This is a genomic window from Streptomyces sp. NPDC002640 (assembly GCF_053592575.1).
This window is the reverse complement of sequence record NZ_JBSFVZ010000009.1, coordinates 60,816-77,498: the sequence shown is the minus strand read 5'-3', so window position 1 is coordinate 77,498 and position 16,683 is coordinate 60,816. Positions and strand designations below refer to the sequence as shown.

At 72.8% G+C, this 16,683-nt stretch carries 15 protein-coding genes; 6 read left to right on the top strand and 9 right to left on the bottom strand.

Translation table 11 applies throughout. The annotated features are described in order from the left end of the window. The first annotated feature begins 149 nt into the window (after positions 1–149). Positions 150–1,835, top strand: coding sequence for a phosphodiester glycosidase family protein (locus ACWD3O_RS14355; RefSeq protein WP_451416053.1), 1,686 nt, complete (start codon positions 150–152; stop codon positions 1,833–1,835). A 49-nt stretch (positions 1,836–1,884) separates the two neighbouring features. Here the strand turns inward: ACWD3O_RS14355 and ACWD3O_RS14350 are convergent, their stop codons facing one another. Continuing rightward, on the bottom strand, positions 1,885–2,067 hold the full coding sequence (locus ACWD3O_RS14350) for a hypothetical protein (protein ID WP_451416052.1): 183 nt from the start codon (positions 2,065–2,067) through the stop codon (positions 1,885–1,887). 278 nt (positions 2,068–2,345) lie between these two features. On the opposite strand from ACWD3O_RS14350, the gene ACWD3O_RS14345 reads away from it, so the two are divergent. Next, complete coding sequence (locus tag ACWD3O_RS14345; RefSeq protein WP_451416051.1) at positions 2,346–2,723, top strand: hypothetical protein; 378 nt, start codon at positions 2,346–2,348, stop codon at positions 2,721–2,723. A 99-nt stretch (positions 2,724–2,822) separates the two neighbouring features. Here ACWD3O_RS14345 and ACWD3O_RS14340 read toward each other — a convergent pair whose 3' ends face one another. Further along, positions 2,823–4,244, bottom strand: coding sequence for an MFS transporter (locus tag ACWD3O_RS14340; protein WP_451416050.1), 1,422 nt, complete (start codon positions 4,242–4,244; stop codon positions 2,823–2,825). A 273-nt stretch (positions 4,245–4,517) separates the two neighbouring features. Here ACWD3O_RS14340 and ACWD3O_RS14335 point away from each other — a divergent pair, with 273 nt between their 5' ends. From ACWD3O_RS14335 to ACWD3O_RS14325, 3 genes are all read left to right on the top strand, one after another. Next, the gene (locus ACWD3O_RS14335; protein ID WP_451416049.1) at positions 4,518–5,765 is read left to right on the top strand and encodes a geranylgeranyl reductase family protein; all 1,248 of its coding nucleotides are present in this window, start codon (positions 4,518–4,520) and stop codon (positions 5,763–5,765) included. Positions 5,766–5,853: 88 nt separating this feature from the next. Next, on the top strand, positions 5,854–7,320 hold the full coding sequence (locus tag ACWD3O_RS14330) for an AlkA N-terminal domain-containing protein (RefSeq protein WP_451416158.1): 1,467 nt from the start codon (positions 5,854–5,856) through the stop codon (positions 7,318–7,320). A gap of 22 nt (positions 7,321–7,342) precedes the next feature. Continuing rightward, positions 7,343–7,840, top strand: a complete 498-nt coding sequence (locus ACWD3O_RS14325) for a methylated-DNA--[protein]-cysteine S-methyltransferase (protein ID WP_451416048.1) — start codon at positions 7,343–7,345, stop codon at positions 7,838–7,840. Between the two features lie 33 nt (positions 7,841–7,873). On the opposite strand, the gene ACWD3O_RS14320 is transcribed toward ACWD3O_RS14325, so the two are convergent. Then, positions 7,874–8,647: an SIR2 family NAD-dependent protein deacylase gene (locus ACWD3O_RS14320; protein WP_451416047.1), complete on the bottom strand. Its 774-nt coding sequence runs from the start codon at positions 8,645–8,647 to the stop codon at positions 7,874–7,876. 290 nt (positions 8,648–8,937) lie between these two features. Between ACWD3O_RS14320 and ACWD3O_RS14315 the strand changes: the two genes are divergently transcribed. Beyond that, positions 8,938–10,089 carry a glycerate kinase gene (locus ACWD3O_RS14315; RefSeq protein WP_451416046.1) on the top strand — a complete coding sequence of 384 codons (1,152 nt, stop codon included), beginning with the start codon at positions 8,938–8,940 and terminating at the stop codon, positions 10,087–10,089. 152 nt (positions 10,090–10,241) lie between these two features. Here the strand turns inward: ACWD3O_RS14315 and pssA are convergent, their stop codons facing one another. The 6 genes from pssA to ACWD3O_RS14285 all read right to left on the bottom strand — a co-directional run bounded on the left by pssA (position 10,242) and on the right by ACWD3O_RS14285 (position 16,676). Continuing rightward, positions 10,242–11,111, bottom strand: coding sequence for a CDP-diacylglycerol--serine O-phosphatidyltransferase (pssA, locus tag ACWD3O_RS14310; RefSeq protein WP_451416045.1), 870 nt, complete (start codon positions 11,109–11,111; stop codon positions 10,242–10,244). Next, entirely contained in the window at positions 11,098–11,754 is a 657-nt protein-coding gene (locus ACWD3O_RS14305) for a phosphatidylserine decarboxylase (RefSeq protein WP_356135138.1), read from the bottom strand. The genes pssA and ACWD3O_RS14305 overlap by 14 nt, the downstream gene beginning before the upstream one ends. A 201-nt stretch (positions 11,755–11,955) precedes the next feature. Continuing rightward, complete coding sequence (locus ACWD3O_RS14300; RefSeq protein WP_451411325.1) at positions 11,956–13,161, bottom strand: acyl-CoA dehydrogenase family protein; 1,206 nt, start codon at positions 13,159–13,161, stop codon at positions 11,956–11,958. Then, positions 13,158–13,676, bottom strand: a complete 519-nt coding sequence (locus ACWD3O_RS14295) for a MaoC family dehydratase (RefSeq protein WP_451411324.1) — start codon at positions 13,674–13,676, stop codon at positions 13,158–13,160. Before ACWD3O_RS14295 ends, ACWD3O_RS14300 begins: the two co-directional genes overlap by 4 nt. A 4-nt stretch (positions 13,677–13,680) precedes the next feature. Continuing rightward, complete coding sequence (locus ACWD3O_RS14290; protein WP_451416044.1) at positions 13,681–14,652, bottom strand: HpcH/HpaI aldolase/citrate lyase family protein; 972 nt, start codon at positions 14,650–14,652, stop codon at positions 13,681–13,683. Beyond that, positions 14,649–16,676, bottom strand: coding sequence for a protein meaA (locus ACWD3O_RS14285; protein WP_451411322.1), 2,028 nt, complete (start codon positions 16,674–16,676; stop codon positions 14,649–14,651). Before ACWD3O_RS14285 ends, ACWD3O_RS14290 begins: the two co-directional genes overlap by 4 nt. Positions 16,677–16,683: the final 7 nt, after the last annotated feature.

Here is a 16,683-nt window from a genome sequence, read left to right as displayed (position 1 = left end):
GCGGGCCCGGGGCGGCCGCAACAGATCGCCTCGGCCCGCCCGGCCGGTCCTTCACCTCAAGTAATCGCCCTGGAACGGGCGTTGAAGGGTCGATGAACTCGCGTTGCGGGGCCTGCCCGGCCGTCGCGGCCTGTGGTTGAGTCCGGCGCATGTGGACCAGGAGACCGACTGTGCTCGCGGGCGCCCTGCTGGTGGCGGCCACCCTCACGGCCCCGGTGGACGCGGCCCCCGCGGCCGGTCAGACCTCCGCGGGCGCGGCCCCCGCGGCCGGTCAGGCCTCCGCGGGCGCGGCTTCCGCAGACGCGGCCTCCGCGGGCGCCGCCTCCGCGGGCGGGGCCGCCGAAAACGCGCCCGCCGCGGCGCTGCCGCTCGGCCCGCGGGACCTCCCGGAGACCCGGACCACCGAGACGCTGCGGCCCGGTGTCACCCTCACCACCATCGTGCGCGGCGCCGAGGACCCGGCGCAGGCGTGGACGGTGGAGATCGCCGTCCCCGGGGGCAGCGGTTCGCCGGACCCCGACGCGCCGCCCACCGCCGTCGCCGCCCGCGCCCGGGCCGACCGGCTGGCGGCCGCGCTCCGCGCCGCCGGGTTCACGCCCCGGGTGGAGGAGGTCACCACCCCGCCCGCGGCCGACCATCCGGGCGGCTCGCTGGGGTTCCGGGTCCGCGTGGGCCGGCACGGCGACCGGTCCGCCGCCGAGGCGGAGCGGGTGCGGGTCCGGGCGGCGGGATACACGGCGTCCACCGTGTACACCGGCTGGGACGGGGCGGCGACGGACCGCGGCCCGTGGGTGGTCCGCGTGCTGACCGTCGACCCGCGGACCTTCCGCGGTGAACTGGCCGGCGACTTCGGCCCGGACCTGGAGCGCAGCGAGAGGACCAGCGCGCTGGCCGCGGCCCGGGGCGCGACTGCCGCGGTCAACGGCGGCTTCTTCGTGATGGACCCGGCGGCGGGCGCCCCCGGCGACCCGGCAGGGCTCGGCGTGTACGACGGGCGCGTGCTGAGCGAGTCGGTCGGCGGCCGCCCCTCGCTGCTGTTCTCCTCGAGCGCCCGCCGCGCGGCCGTGGCCCGACCCACCTGGTCCGGCTCCCTCGCGGGCGGCGGCACGGTGCTGCCACTCGACGGCGTGAACCGCGCGCCCGGCCTGATCCGCAACTGCGGCGGCACCGGCGACGTGCCCACCGACCTCCCGCTCCACGACACGACCTGCACCGACCAGGGCGAACTGGTCGCGTACACGGCGGAGTACGGCGCCGCCACCCCGTCCGGCGAGGGCGCCGAGGTGGTCCTCGACGCGCGTGACCGCGTGGTGGAGGTCCGCAGCCCGCGGGGCGGGACGCTTCCGCCGGGCGGCAGGTCGGTCCAGGGCACCGGCACGCGGGCGGCGGAGCTCACCGAACTGGCCGAGCAGAGCCAGAAGTTGACGATCAGGAGCCGAGTGCTGGGCCCGAGGACCGACTTCGTCGTCAACGGCGGACCGGAACTGGTGCGGGACGGCCGCCGGCACGCCACCCCCGCCACCGACGGCATGATCCGCCCCGGCGACCCCAGTTTCACCTACGGCTGGGTGACCAAGCGGAACCCGCGCACTCTCGCCGGCGTGGACGCCCGGGGCCGGATCCTGCTGGCCACCGCCGACGGCCGGGCGACCACCAGCCTCGGCCTGTCCATCGCCGAGTCGGCCGCGGTGGCCCAGGCGCTGGGCATGCGGGACGCCGTCAACCTCGACGGCGGAGGTTCCACCACGATGGTGACGGGCGACCGCGTGATCAACACCCCGTCGGACGCCGCCGGCGAACGCCCGGTGGGGGACGCCGTCCTGGTGCTCCCCTGAGAGCACCGGCACCGGCACCGGCACCGGCACCGGCGACGGCGCCCCGGCGTCAGCAGCTGTCGACCAGTTCGTCGAAGTCCGCGGCGCTCATGGCCCGGTCGTCGGCCCAGACCTGGCCGGGGGAGAGGGAGACGAGGTCGGCGGCGGTGAACCGGACGTGGCCCGAGTAGCCGCCGGAACCGCGGAACGCGAGGGCGTAGGTCCGGTCGGGCAGCCGCCGCTGTGTGCCCATGGGCTCCGCCCGCCACGCGGAGGGCGGTGAGAAGACCGGGAACACGGCACCTCCCCGGTGGGTCGCCCCCCGGCGCCGTCCACCCGCTGTCCGCCGCACCCTCCTCGTCCGTCCAGCTCAGCAGCGAGATCCCTGACAGGACCCACCGCCAGGCAGACCGCGGCGCTCACAGGTCTCATTCCCGTTCCCCCCAGTGAGATACCCGCCTACCAGGGTCGGTGTGCCCGGGGGGCGGATATTCCGTGGATCACCGGCTGCCCGCGTGCTGGACTCGGCGCATGAGTCTCACCGTGCACGCCATGGTCGTCGACGCGGACGGAACGTGGCGGATCGTCGACCCGCCGGACGACCCCTACGAGTCGGCCGGCTTCGAGAGCTGGCGCACCCGGGTGTGGGGGTCGCAGGCGGTGCGGTCGCTCGGGGCGGTCTTCTTCCCCGTCCTCGCCCATGAGGACCTCGTCGTGCGGCCCGACGAACTGCCGGCCTTCCATCGCGAGTGCCTCCTGCTCCGGGAGAAGCTGGAGGAGATCGTGACCGGCACCGAACCCGTGCGCTCCGTCGAGGAGCACCGGTGGGCCATCGCCGAGCGCCTGCGGATCATCGACGAGGTCGTCCGACGTGCCCAGGGGATGGGCGGCGGGATCGTCATCTGGTGAGGCCCCCGCGCGCCGCACCCCGCGCCCGCATCGCGCACGGGACGGCGCCCGCCCCCTCCACGGTGAGGGGGCGGGCGCCGGGTGCGTCGTGCCGCGAGGTCAGACGGTGGTGGCGGCAGCGGCCGGGGCCGAGTCGTCCGGCTGGTCGCCCGCCGGGATCTCGCCCTCGTCCAGGGCGACGTCCTTGGTCTCCTTGCCCAGCAGCAGGGCGATCAGCGTGAGCACGCCCATCGCCGAGAGGTAGACGCCGACCAGCCACGGCGAGCCGTCGCCGGCCTCCCACAGGGCGACCGCTATGAACGGGGCCACCGCCGCGCCGAGGATCGAGCTCACGTTGTACGAGACACCCGAGCCGGTGTAGCGGACGCTCGTCGGGAAGAGCTCCGGGAGCAGCGCGCCCATCGGGCCGAAGGTCATGCCCATCAGCGAGAAGCCCAGCACCAGCCACAGCACCACGCCCAGCGTGCCCAGGTCGATCAGCGGCACCCACACCAGGCCGAAGACCACGATGCCGACGGTGACGGCGATCAGCGTGCGGCGGCGGCCGTACTTGTCGGCCAGCGGGCCGGAGATCAGGGTGAAGGCGGCGAAGAACAGCACGCCGAAGATCAGCATCAGCACGAACGTCGTGTAGCTGTAGCCCAGACCCGGCACGGCGGCGTCGGCCGGGGTGCGGCCGAAGCTCAGCGAGAACGTCGTCATCAGGTAGAAGAGGACGTACGTGGCCAGCATGAAGAACGTGCCCAGCACCAGCTGCTTCCAGTGGCCGCGGAAGACGGTGGCCAGCGGCAGCTTGCGGACCAGGCCCGCCTCGCGGGTCTTGGAGAAGACGTGCGACTCGACCAGCCGCATCCGCACCCACAGGCCGATCGCGACCATCACCGCGGAGAACAGGAACGGGATCCGCCAGCCCCAGCTGAGGAACGCCTCGGACGGCTGCGACGGGTCGGCGCCCGCGGCGGACGGCAGCAGCGCGCCGATCAGCAGGAACAGGCCGTTGCCGATGATGAAGCCCAGCGGGGCGCCGAGCTGGGGGAACGTCCCGAACAGGGCCCGCTTGCCCTTCGGCGCGTTCTCCGTGGCGATCAGCGCCGCGCCGCTCCACTCACCGCCCAGTGCGAAGCCCTGGGCGAGGCGCATCACGACCAGCAGCGCGGTGGCGACCCAGCCGGCCTGCGCGTAGGTCGGCAGCACACCGATCAGGAAGGTCGCGATGCCCATGGTGAGCAGCGACGCCACCAGCGTCCCCTTGCGGCCGAGCCGGTCGCCGAGGTGACCGAACACCACCGCGCCGATCGGACGGGCCACCATGGCCGCGCCGAACACGGCGAAGGAGGAGAGCAGCGCCGTCGTCGGGTCGTCGCTCGGGAAGAAGAGCGTGGGGAAGACCAGGACGGCCGCGGTCGCGTAGATGTAGAAGTCGTAGAACTCGATCGTGGTGCCGATGAGGCTGGCGATGAGGACGCGCGACCGCGAATTGACGGGTGCCGGGGCTGAGGCTGCGGGTGTTGCTGCGGTCATGTCTTTGCTCGGGTTCTTTCGCACGAGGGTGAAGGCCGCCGGCGCCGTCGTCGGCGGCCCCGCACGACGGAACGCGTCGTTCCGACAGGAGGACGTGCGCCGTACGGCTACCGGAACGATCTCATGATCGTCTCACTGACCGGCAAGAATGTCTCGCATGGTGAGAAGGCGGCAGGGTGCAGGGGAGCCCTCCGGCCGGTGGCCGACCGGTCTTCCGGCCGGTGGCCGACGGGGTCCTTCGGCCGTCACCGGGCGGGATGGGAGGATGAGCCCGTGACTCTCCCGACCTCCGTGGACGTCCTCGTCGTGGGCGCCGGCCCGGCCGGCTCCTCCGCCGCCGCCTGGCTGGCCCGCGCCGGCAAGGACGTCCTGCTCACCGACGCAGCGACCTTCCCCCGTGACAAGACCTGCGGCGACGGCCTCACCCCGCGGGCCGTCGCCGAGCTGGTCCGCCTCGGGCTGGAGGACTGGCTGCGGACCCACACCGTCAACCAGGGCCTGCGGGCGCACGGCTTCGGGCAGACCCTGCACCTGCGCTGGCCCGGCGGCTCGCTCCCCGACTGGGGCTCCGCCGTCCCCCGCACCGAGCTCGACGACCACCTGCGCACCGTCGCCGTGAAGAGCGGCGCCGCGGCCCAGGACGGCGTGCGGGCGCTGGACGCCGTCATGGAGGGCGGACGCGTGCGCGGCGTCCGGTTCCGCGTCGGCAAGGGCGACGACGCGCCGGTCGAGACGGTGCTCTGCCGCCGCCTGGTGATCGCCGACGGCGTGCGCTCGCCGCTCGGCAAGGCGCTCGGCCGGGAGTGGCACCGCGACACGGTGTACGGCGTGGCCGGCCGCTCGTACGTGGCCTCGGACCGCTCCGACGACCCGTGGATCAGCAGCCACCTCGAGCTGCGGGACGAGAAGGGCGCGGCCCTCGCCGGCTACGGGTGGATCTTCCCCCTCGGCAACGGCGAGGTGAACCTCGGCGCGGGCACCCTCGCCACCGCCAGGCGGCCCGCGGACGTCGCGATCAAGCCGCTGATGCGGCACTACGCGGAGCAGTGCCGGGACGGCTTCGGCCTGAGCGGCGAACTGCGCGCCCAGACCTCCGCGCTGCTGCCGATGGGCGGCGCCGTGTCGGGCGTCGCGGGCCCCAACTGGGCGCTCATCGGCGACGCGGCGGGCTGCGTCAACCCGCTCAACGGCGAGGGCATCGACTACGGCCTGGAGACGGGCCGGCTGATCGCCGACGTCCTCGCGGAGCACGACGACCTGTCCGCGGTGTGGCCGGAGGTGCTGCGCGGCCACTACGGCGAGGCGTTCTCCGTGGCCCGCCGCCTGGCTGGTCTGGTGACCGTGCCGCGGCTGCTGCCCGCCCTCGGCCCGGTCGGCATGCGGTCCCAGCTGCTGATGCGGCTGGCGCTGCGGTGGATGGGCAACCTGGTCACCGACGAGGACCGGGACGCCGCCGCCCGCGTCTGGCGCTGGGCCGGCCGCCGCTCCCTCAACCTTGACCACCGGGCGCCGTTCGCCTAGCACGGCCGCTGGTCGCCGGGAAGGCCATGTCGGATTCCTGCCAGCCTCCGCGCTCCCGATGGCGGATGCTGGATGCATGCGGATGGGAATGCATCTCGACGCGGAACGCTGTGTGCGGGCCGTGCGGTCGAGGGACGCGCGGTTCGACGGGTGGTTCTACACCGCCGTGCTCAGCACCGGCATCTACTGCCGGCCGAGCTGCCCGGCGATGACGCCGAAGCCGGAGAACATGGTGTTCCACCCGAGCGCGGCCGCCTGCCAGCAGGCCGGGTTCCGGGCCTGCAAGCGGTGCCGGCCCGACACCACCCCCGGCTCGCCGGAGTGGAACGAGCGGGACGACGTCGTGGCGCGGGCGATGCGGCTGATCGCCGACGGCGTGGTGGACCGCGAGGGCGTCCCCGGGCTGGCCGGGCGGCTCGGGTACAGCACCCGGCAGATCGAGCGGCAGCTGCGCGCCACGCTCGGCGCGGGGCCGCTCGCCCTGGCCCGGGCCCAGCGGGCCCAGACGGCGCGGATGCTGATCGAGACCAGCGCGCTCACCATGGCCGACGTCGCCTTCGCGGCCGGTTTCTCCTCCGTGCGCAGTTTCAACGAGACGGTCCGCGAGGTCTACGCGCTCACCCCCGGGGAGCTCCGGGCGAGGGCGACCCCCGCCGAGGGGACGGCGGGCGGGACCCTGTCGCTGCGGCTGCCGTTCCGCGCGCCCCTCAACCCGGACAACCTGTTCGGCCACCTCGCGGCCACCGCCGTGCCGGGCGTCGAGGAGTGGCGGGACGGCGCCTACCGCCGCACCCTGCGGCTGCCGCACGGTCACGGCGTGGTCTCCCTGGCGCCCCGCCCGGACCACGTGGCCTGCCGGCTCACCCTCAAGGACCTGCGCGACCTCACCGTCGCCATCAGCCGCTGCCGCCGCCTGCTGGACCTGGACGCCGACCCCGTCGCCGTGGACGAACAGCTGCGCGCGGACCCCGTGCTGCAGCCGTACGTCGACAAGGCGCCCGGGCGGCGCGTGCCTCGGACCGTGGACGAGGCGGAGTTCGCGGTGCGGGCGGTGCTCGGCCAGCAGGTGTCCACGGCGGCCGCCCGCACCCACGCCGCCCGGCTGGTGGCCGCGCACGGCGAGCCGGTCGACGACCCCGAGGGCGGGCTCACCCACCTCTTCCCGTCGCCGGAGGCGCTGGCCGCCCTGGACCCCGAGGCGCTCGCCATGCCGCGCAGCCGCCGCGGGACCCTGACCACGCTGGTCGCCCGACTCGCCGACGGGACGGTCAGGCTGGGCGTGGACAGCGACTGGCCCGAGACACGGGCCCGGCTGCTGGAGCTGCCCGGGTTCGGGCCCTGGACGGTGGACGTCATCGCCATGCGGGCCCTCGGCGACCCCGACGCCTTCCTCCCCACGGACCTCGGGATCCGGCGCGCGGCGCGGGAGTTGGGGCTGCCGTCCACCCCCGCGGCGCTCACCGCCCGGGCCGAGGCGTGGCGGCCGTGGCGGGCGTACGCGGTGCAGTACCTGTGGGCGACCGAGAGTCACCCCATCAACTTCCTTCCGGTGTGAGGGCGTTCGAGAAATGAGAGAGATGAAGCAGCACACGGTGGTGGACAGTCCGTACGGAGTCCTGACGCTGGTCGCCGAGGACGGCGTCCTGTGCGGGCTCTACATGACGCAGCAGCGTCACCGCCCGGCCGACGAGACCTTCGGCGAGCGGGTCGCCGCCGACGAGGGACCGTTCCCGGCGGTGACGGAACAGCTCGCGGCCTACTTCGCGGGCGACCTCACGGAGTTCGACGTGCCGCTCCGGCTGAACGGCACGCCCTTCCAGCAAACCGTCTGGGAGCGGCTGCGGGCCATCCCGTACGGGCAGACCCGTTCCTACGGGCAGCTCGCCGTCGAGCTGGGCAGCCCCAACTCCTCGCGGGCCGTGGGGCTCGCCAACGGCCGGAACCCGGTGAGCATCATCGTGCCCTGCCACCGGGTCATCGGGGCGGGTGGTTCGCTCACCGGCTACGGCGGCGGGCTGGAGCGCAAGCAGCGGCTGCTGGAGTTCGAGCGCGGGGCGGTCCCCCTGCCGGGCTGACGCCCGGGCCCCGGGGGACCCGCGTGCGGGGCGTCAGCGGCGCCGTTCGTGGCGTTCGCGCAGCTCGCACAGGAGACGGGGCAGGGCGGTGCCGATCGGCTCGCGCACGACCTCGTCGGCGAGCTCGTCGTACGGGGTCTCCTCGGCGTTGACGACGACCAGCCGCGCCCCATGGTCCGCGGCGACCCCGGCCAGCCCCGCCGCGGGGTGCACCTGGAGGCTGGTGCCCACGGCGACGAAGACCTCGCAGGCCTTGGCGATCGCCAGGGCCTGCCCGAGGACCTCCGGGTCGAGGCGCTCGCCGAACATCACCGTCGCCGGCTTGAGGACGCCGCCGCAGCCCGTGCACGCCGGGTCCGCCTCACCGGCGTCCAGCCGGGCCAGCACCTCCGGCATGGGGCGCCGGGCGTGGCAGCGGGTGCAGACCACGGAGCGCAGGGAACCGTGCAGCTCCAGGACCTTCCGGTCCGGCATCCCGGCCCTCTGGTGCAGCCCGTCGATGTTCTGCGTGATCACCCGGACCGGGACGCCGGACCGCTCCAGCTCGGCCACGGCCAGGTGCGCGGCGTTCGGCTCGGCCGTGAGTACCCCGGTGTCGCGGCGCATCGCCCAGGACCGGCGCCGGATCTCCGGGTCGTTCATGTAGTGGTCGTAGGTGACCAGCTTCTCGGCGTCCGGGTCCCTGGTCCACACGCCGCCGGGGCCCCGGTAGTCGGGGATGCCGGAGTCGGTGGAGATCCCGGCGCCGCTGAGGATCGCCACCAGCGGCCCGGCGGAGGCGCGCGGGGAGGAGTCGGGCGTGGTCATGCGGCCGAGGGTAGGGCGGGCGCCCGGACGTCCGCGAGCGGATTTGTCGGGGCGGCGTGTCCCGGACCCGGCCGGCCCGCCGGTCCCGGACCCGGCCGGCCCGCCGGTCCCGGACCTGGCCGGCCCGCCGGCCGTCCACCAGCTCCGCGGGGCCGGAACCGCGCCCCCGGTCCACCGCGAGCAGCCCGCCGGGTGGCGGCGTCCTGGCCGGTCTTCTCCAGGTCCGTGGCGGACAGGGCGGGAGGACCCCTAGGGTCGCACCGGACACGCAGGACACGAGCGGAGGCGTTGTGGCGGAGACGGGCCGGCGGGTGCGGGTGCTGATCGCGGCGGACAAGTTCAAGGGGTCACTGACGGCCGTGGAGGTCGCCGAACGGGTCGCGGCCGGGCTGCGGACGGCGGTGCCGGAGGTGGAGACGGTGTCCCTGCCGGTCGCGGACGGCGGGGACGGCACGGTGGCCGCGGCGGTGGCCTCCGGCTTCGAACGGCACGAGGTCCGGGTCGCGGGCCCCCTCGGCGCACCCGTCACGGCGGCGTTCGCGGTACGGGGGGAGACCGCCGTGGTGGAGATGGCCGAGGCCAGCGGGCTGCAGCGGCTGCCGGCCGGCGAGCTCGCGCCGCTCACGGCCTCCACCCACGGCTCCGGCGAGCTCCTGCGGGCCGCGCTGGACGCGGGGGCGCGGACGCTGGTGTTCGGCGTCGGCGGCAGCGCCACCACGGACGGCGGGGCGGGCATGCTGACGGCCCTCGGCGCGCGGTTCCTCGACGCGCGGGGGCAGGAGCTGGGCCCCGGCGGCGGGGCGCTCGGGGCGCTGGCCTCCGTGGACCTCTCCGGGCTGGACCCGAGGCTGTCGGACGGCACGGTGGAGCTGGTCCTCGCCAGCGACGTGGACAACCCGCTGACCGGCCCCTCGGGGGCGGCGGCGGTGTACGGGCCGCAGAAGGGCGCCTCGCCGCAGGACGTGGCGGTGCTGGACGCCGGGCTCACGCGGTACGCGGAGGTCCTGGAACGGGCCGTGGGGCCGCGGGCGGCCGGGCTGGCGCAGGCGCCGGGGGCGGGAGCGGCCGGCGGCATCGGCTTCGCCGCGCTGCTGCTGGGGGCGCGGTTCCGGGCGGGCATCGAGGTGCTGCTGGAGGTCGTGGGGTTCGACGCCGAGCTGCGGCGGGCCGGCCTGGTGGTCACGGGGGAGGGGTCGCTGGACGCGCAGACCCTGCGCGGCAAGGCGCCGGCGGGGGTCGCCGCGGCCGCCGTCGCGGCGGGGGTGCCGGTGGTCGCCGTCTGCGGGCGGCTCGCGCTCTCCCCCGAGGAGCTGTCGGGCGCCGGCATCGCCCGCGCCTACCCCCTCTCCGCACTGGAGCCGGACGTCCCCCGCAGCATCGCGAACGCCGGCCCCCTGCTGGAACGCGCGGCCACCACCCTCGCCCACGACTGGCTCGCCTGACGCCCGCGGCCCCGTACCCGCCCACACCCGGGCACGGGGCCCAAGGCACGGCCCGGCGACGTCACGGCCCGGCGCAGCGGCCCCGGAACGCCGACGGCCCCCCGGGCCGGGTGGGCTCGGGGGGCCGTGGAGCGGTGCGGGAGGCGGCGTAACTACTGGAGCTGGGCCGCCCTGGCCTCGCGCCGGTTGTCGCGGAAGTTGTTCACCCGGCGGGCGGTCGCGAAGAGCGGGATCACCGCGCCCAGCACCAGCTGCAGGGCGCAGCCGGTCTGGAGCAGCAGCTCACCGCTCGGCGCACCGGCGGCCCAGGCCACCAGCATGCCCATCGACGCGACGATCCAGATCAGCATCGCCGCGGCCGACTTCCCCCGCGGCTTCGGGTACTCGACGCGGCTCACCATCAGCCACGCCGTGCCCAGCACCGCCAGCAGCGTCGCCACGAACGGCAGCTCCAGCAGCACGATCGAGACCACCGTCAACGCCCCGAAGGGCGATGGCATGCCCTGGAACGTGCCGTTGGGCACCGTCACGCAGGAGAACCGCGCAAGCCGCAGCACCACCGCCAGCAGCACCACGATCGCGGCCAGCGCCGCGACCCGCTGATGCGCGTCGTCGGCGACCATGCCGTACACCAGGACGAAGTACGCCGGTGCCAGACCGAAGCTGATCAGGTCGGAGAGGTTGTCCAGCTCCGCGCCCATCGGGGACGAGCGCAGCTTGCGGGCGACCAGGCCGTCGAACAGGTCGAAGACCGCCGCGCACAGCATCAGGATCACCGCGGTGGCCGCGCTGTGACGGGCCATGCCCGTCTCCTGGCTGCCGGTGAGGTGCGGGATGAGGATGCCGGTGGTGGTGAAGTACACCGCCATGAAGCCGCAGGTCGCGTTGCCGAGGGTCAGCGTGTCCGCTATCGACAGACGCAGCGACAGCGGCATCTCCTCGTCCTCGGCCTCCTCGACGCCGGCCCGGCCGGACGCCGAGGGCGCCCAGCCGGTACTGGGATCTTGGTCAGTCACGGTCAATTCGAGTCACCCCAGCCACGGTCTTCTGGCCGACCTCGACCGCCACCTCCACCCCGGCCGGGAGGTACAGGTCGACGCGCGAGCCGAACCGGATCAGACCGATCCGCTCGCCCTGCTCGACCTTGGTCCCCTGGGGGATGTAGGGCACGATGCGGCGGGCCACCGCGCCGGCGATCTGAATCATCTCGATGTCGCCGAGCTCGGTGTCGAAGTGCCAGACGACCCGCTCGTTGTTCTCGCTCTCCTTGTTGAAAGCGGGGACGAACCCACCCGGCACGTGCTCGACCGACGTCACGGTGCCGGCCAGCGGCGCGCGGTTGACGTGGACGTTGAGCGGGCTCATGAAGATGGCGACGCGGGTGCGGCCGTCCTTCCAGGGCATGATGCTCTGCACCACGCCGTCGGCGGGCGAGATCACGCGGCCCTGCGCGATCTCACGCTCCGGGTCCCGGAAGAACCACAGCATGCCCGCCGCGAGGGCGGTGGCGGGAACCGCCACGGCCTTGGCCGCGCCGGAGCGGCGAGCCCGGAGAAGGCTGAGAGCGGCGGTGGCGACCGTCGGGGCGAGCCACGGCGACGCTCCGCGCGCGATCCGTGCGCCGACGAGGCTGTCGCGGTGTGCAGAGGATTGGCTGTGGGGCATGGAAGACCTTCGTAGCGGGATGGGGCCGCGCTGCAGTTCTGGGGACGGCGGCTTTCCGGAATCGTACCGGGCAGGCACTGCAACTGGGCAAGCCAGAAGCCGAGTCGGCGACCGAGAGCGCTGACGGGGTGTGATCTTCTTCTCGAAGAAAACACCCCGTAGCAGGACAATCGGCCGGGCCGCGTCCGGAACGTTCCGGAATCAGCCCTGGAACCGGTACTCCTCGAGGAGCCTGCGTCCGATGATCATTTTCTGGATTTCTGCGGTGCCTTCACCGATCAGCAGCATCGGTGCCTCTCGGTAGAGGCGCTCGATCTCGTACTCCTTGGAGAAGCCGTAGCCGCCGTGGATCCGGAAGGAGTCCTCCACGACCTCTTTGCAGTACTCGCTGGCGAGGTATTTCGCCATGCCTGCCTCGAGGTCGTTTCGTTCCCCGGAGTCCTTTTTGCGGGCTGCATTAACCATCATCGCATGAGCGGCCTCAACCTTGGTGGCCATTTCGGCCAATTTGAACTGGATCGCCTGGTGCTGTGCGATCGGCTTGCCGAAGGTGTGGCGCTGCTGCGCGTACTGGACACCCAGCTCGAACGCACGCTGTGCGACACCGCAGCCACGGGCCGCCACATTCACCCGGCCCACCTCGACGCCGTCCATCATCTGGTAGAAGCCGCGGCCGGTCGTGCCGCCCAGCACCCGATTGGCCGGAATTCGCAGGCCGTCCATGATGAGCTCGGTGGTGTCGACCCCCTTGTAGCCCATTTTCTCGATCTTGCCGGGAATGGTCAGACCGGGAAGGACCTCGCCGAAGCCGGCCGGCTTCTCCACGAGGAAGGTGGTCATCGAGCGGTGCGGCGCGGTGCCCTCGGGGTGTCCTTCGTCACTCTTGACCAGGACGGCCACCAGCGTGGAGGTTCCGCCGTTGGTCAGCCACATCTTCTGGCCGGTGAGGACGAACTCGTCGCCGTCCCGGACGGCCTTGGACGAGATGGCCGACACGTCGGAGCCGAGCGCCGGCTCGGACATCGAGAAGGCGCCGCGGATCTCGCCCGCCGCCATCCGCGGCAGGAAGTATTCCTTCTGCTCGTCGGTGCCGTGCTGCTTGAGCATGTAGGCCACGATGAAATGCGTGTTGATGATGCCGGAGACCGACATCCACCCCCGCGAGAGCTCCTCCACGCACAGCGCGTAGGTCAGGAGGGACTCGCCCAGACCCCCGTACTCCTCGGGGATCATCAGGCCGAACAGGCCGAGTTCCTTCAGCCCGTCGACGATCGCCTGCGGGTATTCGTCGCGGTGCTCCAGCTGCGTGGCGACCGGGATGATCTCCTTGTCCACGAACTCCCGCACGGTGGACAGGATCTCCTGCTGGACGTCGGTGAGACCGTGGGTCCGGGCGAGTCGGCTCATCCCTTGGACTCCTTCTCCTTCAGCTCGGGACGCCCGGGCTGCTCCCCGCCGCGCTCCTTGATGTACGTCTCGGTGGGCACCATCACCTTGCGGCGGAAGACGCAGACCAGGGTGCCGTCCTGCTTGTAGCCCTTGGTCTCCACGTGCACGATGCCGCGGTCGCTCTTCGACTTCGACGGCCACTTGTCGAGCACGGTGGTCTGGCCGTAGATCGTGTCGCCGTGGAAGGTCGGCGCCACGTGCCGGAGCGACTCGATCTCCAGGTTGGCGATCGCCTTGCCCGAGACGTCCGGCACCGACATGCCGAGCAGCAGCGAGTAGACGTAGTTGCCCACCACGACGTTCTTGCCGAAGTCGGTCGTCCTCTCGGCGTAGTTGGCGTCCATGTGGAGCGGGTGGTGGTTCATGGTGAGGAGGCAGAACAGGTGGTCGTCGTACTCGGTGACCGTCTTGCCCGGCCAGTGCTTGTACGTCGCCCCGACCTCGAACTCCTCGTAGGTGCGCCCGAACTGCATCGGCTCAGCCCTCCGGGATCTCGAACTTGCTGGTGCGCTTCATGCCGGCCGCGCGGCCCTTGCCCGCGATGACCAGCGCCATCTTCCGGCTGGCCTCGTCGATCATCTCGTCGCCGAGCATCGCCGAGCCCTTCTTTCCGCCCGCCTCCGACGTGTAGTACTCGTACGCGTCCAGGATCAGCTCGGCGTGGTCGTAGTCCTCCTGGGAGGGCGAGAAGACCTCGTTGGCGGCGTCCACCTGGCCCGGGTGCAGCACCCACTTGCCGTCGAAGCCGAGGGCCGCGGCGCGGCCGGCCACCTCGCGGAAGCCGTCCACGTTGCGGATCTGCAGGTAGGGGCCGTCGATCGCCTGCAGGTCGTTGGCGCGGGCCGCCATCAGGATCTTCATCAGGATGTAGTGGTAGGCGTCGGCGCCGTAGCCCGGCGGCTGCTCGCCGACCACCAGGGACTTCATGTTGATGGAGGCCATGAAGTCGGCCGGCCCGAAGATGATGGTCTCCAGGCGCGGCGACGCCTCGGCGATCGCGTTGACGTTGTTGAGGCCCTGGGCGTTCTCGATCTGCGCCTCGATGCCGATCCGGCCGACCTCGAAGCCCATGGTCTTCTCGATCTGGGTCAGCAGCAGGTCCAGCGCCACGACCTGCTCGGCGTTCTGCACCTTGGGCAGCATGATGCAGTCCAGGTTCGGTCCGGCGCCCTCGACCACGGTCACCACGTCGCGGTAGGTCCACTCGGTGGTCCAGTCGTTGACCCGCACCACCCGGGTCTTGCCCGTCCAGTCGCCCTCGTTGAGGAACTTGACGATGGTGTGCCGGGCCTCCGGCTTGGCCAGCGGCGCGCAGGCGTCCTCCAGGTCCAGGAACACCTGGTCCGCGGGCAGCCCCTGGGCCTTCTCCAGGAAGCGCGGGTTGGAGCCGGGAACGGCCAGGCAGGAACGCCGGGGACGCAGGCGGTTCACGGGCTGGGGCGCGGTCATGCGGTGACCTCCAGGGGGTCGAGCTTGTTGGCTTTGCGGATCTCGTCGACGATACGGCCGATGATCCCCGTGATGTCGAAGTCCTTCGGGGTGAACACCGCGGCCACCCCGGCGGACCGGAGCTGTTCGGCGTCCGCGCCGGGAATGATGCCTCCCGCGATCACCGGGATGTCGTCCGCCCCGGCGGTGCGCAGCCGGGTCAGGACGTCGGGCACCAACTGGGCGTGCGAGCCGGACAGGACGGACAGGCCGACCGCGTGCACGTCCTCGGCGAGGGCGGCGTCCACGATCTGCTCCGGAGTCAGCCGGATGCCCTGGTAGACCACCTCGAAGCCGGCGTCGCGGGCCCGCACGGCGATCTGCTCGGCGCCGTTGGAGTGCCCGTCCAGGCCCGGCTTGCCGACCAGGAAGCGGAGCTTGCCCACGCCCAGGTCGCGGGCGGTGGCGTCGACGCGGCGGCGCACCTCGGCGAGCGCGGTGCCCTCCTCCGGAGCCACCGCCACCGGGGCGGCGGAGACGCCGGTGGGCGCGCGGTACTCACCGAACACCTCACGCAGCGCCCCCGCCCACTCCCCGGTGGTCGCCCCCGCACGGGCGCATTCGAGGGTGGCCTCCATCAGGTTGCCGTCGCCGCGCGCCGCCTGCTTCAGCCGCTCCAGCGCCTTGCACGGGCGCGGGTGGTTGAAGGGCGGCTGGTAGCGGGTGTCCCGCCAGGCCTGCAGCGAGGCGATCACCCGGGCCTCGACGGCCGGGTCGACGGTCTGGATCGCGGTGTCCAGGTCCGCGGTGAGCGGGCTGGGCTCGGTCGACTCGAAGGCGTTGACGCCGACGATCCTGTCCTGGCCGGACTCGATCCGCGCCCGGCGCTCGGCGTGCGAGGCGACGAGCTGCGACTTGAGGTAGCCGGACTCCACCGCGGCCAGCGCGCCGCCCATCTCCTGGATCCGCTCGATCTCGGCCCAGGACTCCTCGACCAGCTCCGCGACCTTGGTCTCGATCACGGTCGAGCCCTCGAAGATGTCGTCGTACTCCAGCAGGTCGCTCTCGTAGGCGAGCACCTGCTGGATGCGCAGCGACCACTGCTGGTCCCAGGGCCGGGGCAGGCCCAGCGCCTCGTTCCAGGCCGGCAGCTGCACCGCGCGGGCGCGGGCGTCCTTGGAGAGGGTGACGGCCAGCATCTCCAGCACGATCCGCTGGACGTTGTTCTCCGGCTGCGCCTCGGTCAGGCCGAGCGAGTTGACCTGGACGCCGTAGCGGAAGCGGCGCTGCTTGGGGTCCTCGATGCCGTACCGCTCCCGGGTGACCCGGTCCCAGACGCGGGTGAAGGCCCGCATCTTGCACATCTCCTCGACGAAGCGGACGCCGGCGTTCACGAAGAACGAGATCCGGGCGACCACGTCGCCGAACTTCTCCGGGGGCACCTGGCCGCTGTCGCGGACGGCGTCCAGCACGGAGATCGCGGTGGACATCGCGTAGGCGATCTCCTGGACCGGGGTGGCCCCCGCCTCCTGCAGGTGGTAGCTGCAGATGTTGATCGGGTTCCACTTCGGCATGTGGGTGACCGTGTACGTGATCAGGTCCGTGGTCAGGCGCAGGGAGGGCCCGGGCGGGAAGACGTGGGTCCCCCGGGAGAGGTACTCCTTGACGATGTCGTTCTGGGTGGTGCCCTGCAGGGCGGAGACGTCCGCGCCCTGCTCCTCGGCGACCACCTGGTAGAGCGCCAGAAGCCACATGGCGGTGGCGTTGATGGTCATCGAGGTGTTCATCTTCTCGAGCGGGATGTCCTCGAAGAGCCGGCGCATGTCACCGACGTGGGCCACCGGGACGCCGACCCGGCCGACCTCGCCGCGGGCGAGGACGTGGTCGGAGTCGTAGCCGGTCTGGGTGGGCAGGTCGAACGCCACCGACAGACCGGTCTGCCCCTTGGCGAGGTTGCGCCGGTACAGCTCGTTGGACGCCTCGGCCGTGGAGTGGCCGGCGTACGTCCGCATCAGCCACGGACGGTCCTTCTGACGCTCTGCCATGACGGTC

Coding starts and splice junctions, on each gene's coding strand:
- ACWD3O_RS14325 (WP_451416048.1), top strand. CDS start 7,343: ATGAAGCAGCACACGGTGGTGGACAGTCCGTACGGAGTCCTGACGCTG.
- ACWD3O_RS14350 (WP_451416052.1), bottom strand. CDS start 2,067: ATGGGCACACAGCGGCGGCTGCCCGACCGGACCTACGCCCTCGCGTTC.
- ACWD3O_RS14340 (WP_451416050.1), bottom strand. CDS start 4,244: ATGACCGCAGCAACACCCGCAGCCTCAGCCCCGGCACCCGTCAATTCG.
- ACWD3O_RS14345 (WP_451416051.1), top strand. CDS start 2,346: ATGAGTCTCACCGTGCACGCCATGGTCGTCGACGCGGACGGAACGTGG.
- ACWD3O_RS14290 (WP_451416044.1), bottom strand. CDS start 14,652: ATGACCGCGCCCCAGCCCGTGAACCGCCTGCGTCCCCGGCGTTCCTGC.
- ACWD3O_RS14305 (WP_356135138.1), bottom strand. CDS start 11,754: ATGCCCCACAGCCAATCCTCTGCACACCGCGACAGCCTCGTCGGCGCA.
- ACWD3O_RS14300 (WP_451411325.1), bottom strand. CDS start 13,161: ATGAGCCGACTCGCCCGGACCCACGGTCTCACCGACGTCCAGCAGGAG.
- ACWD3O_RS14285 (WP_451411322.1), bottom strand. CDS start 16,676: ATGGCAGAGCGTCAGAAGGACCGTCCGTGGCTGATGCGGACGTACGCC.
- ACWD3O_RS14355 (WP_451416053.1), top strand. CDS start 150: ATGTGGACCAGGAGACCGACTGTGCTCGCGGGCGCCCTGCTGGTGGCG.
- ACWD3O_RS14330 (WP_451416158.1), top strand. CDS start 5,854: ATGCATCTCGACGCGGAACGCTGTGTGCGGGCCGTGCGGTCGAGGGAC.
- ACWD3O_RS14295 (WP_451411324.1), bottom strand. CDS start 13,676: ATGCAGTTCGGGCGCACCTACGAGGAGTTCGAGGTCGGGGCGACGTAC.
- ACWD3O_RS14320 (WP_451416047.1), bottom strand. CDS start 8,647: ATGACCACGCCCGACTCCTCCCCGCGCGCCTCCGCCGGGCCGCTGGTG.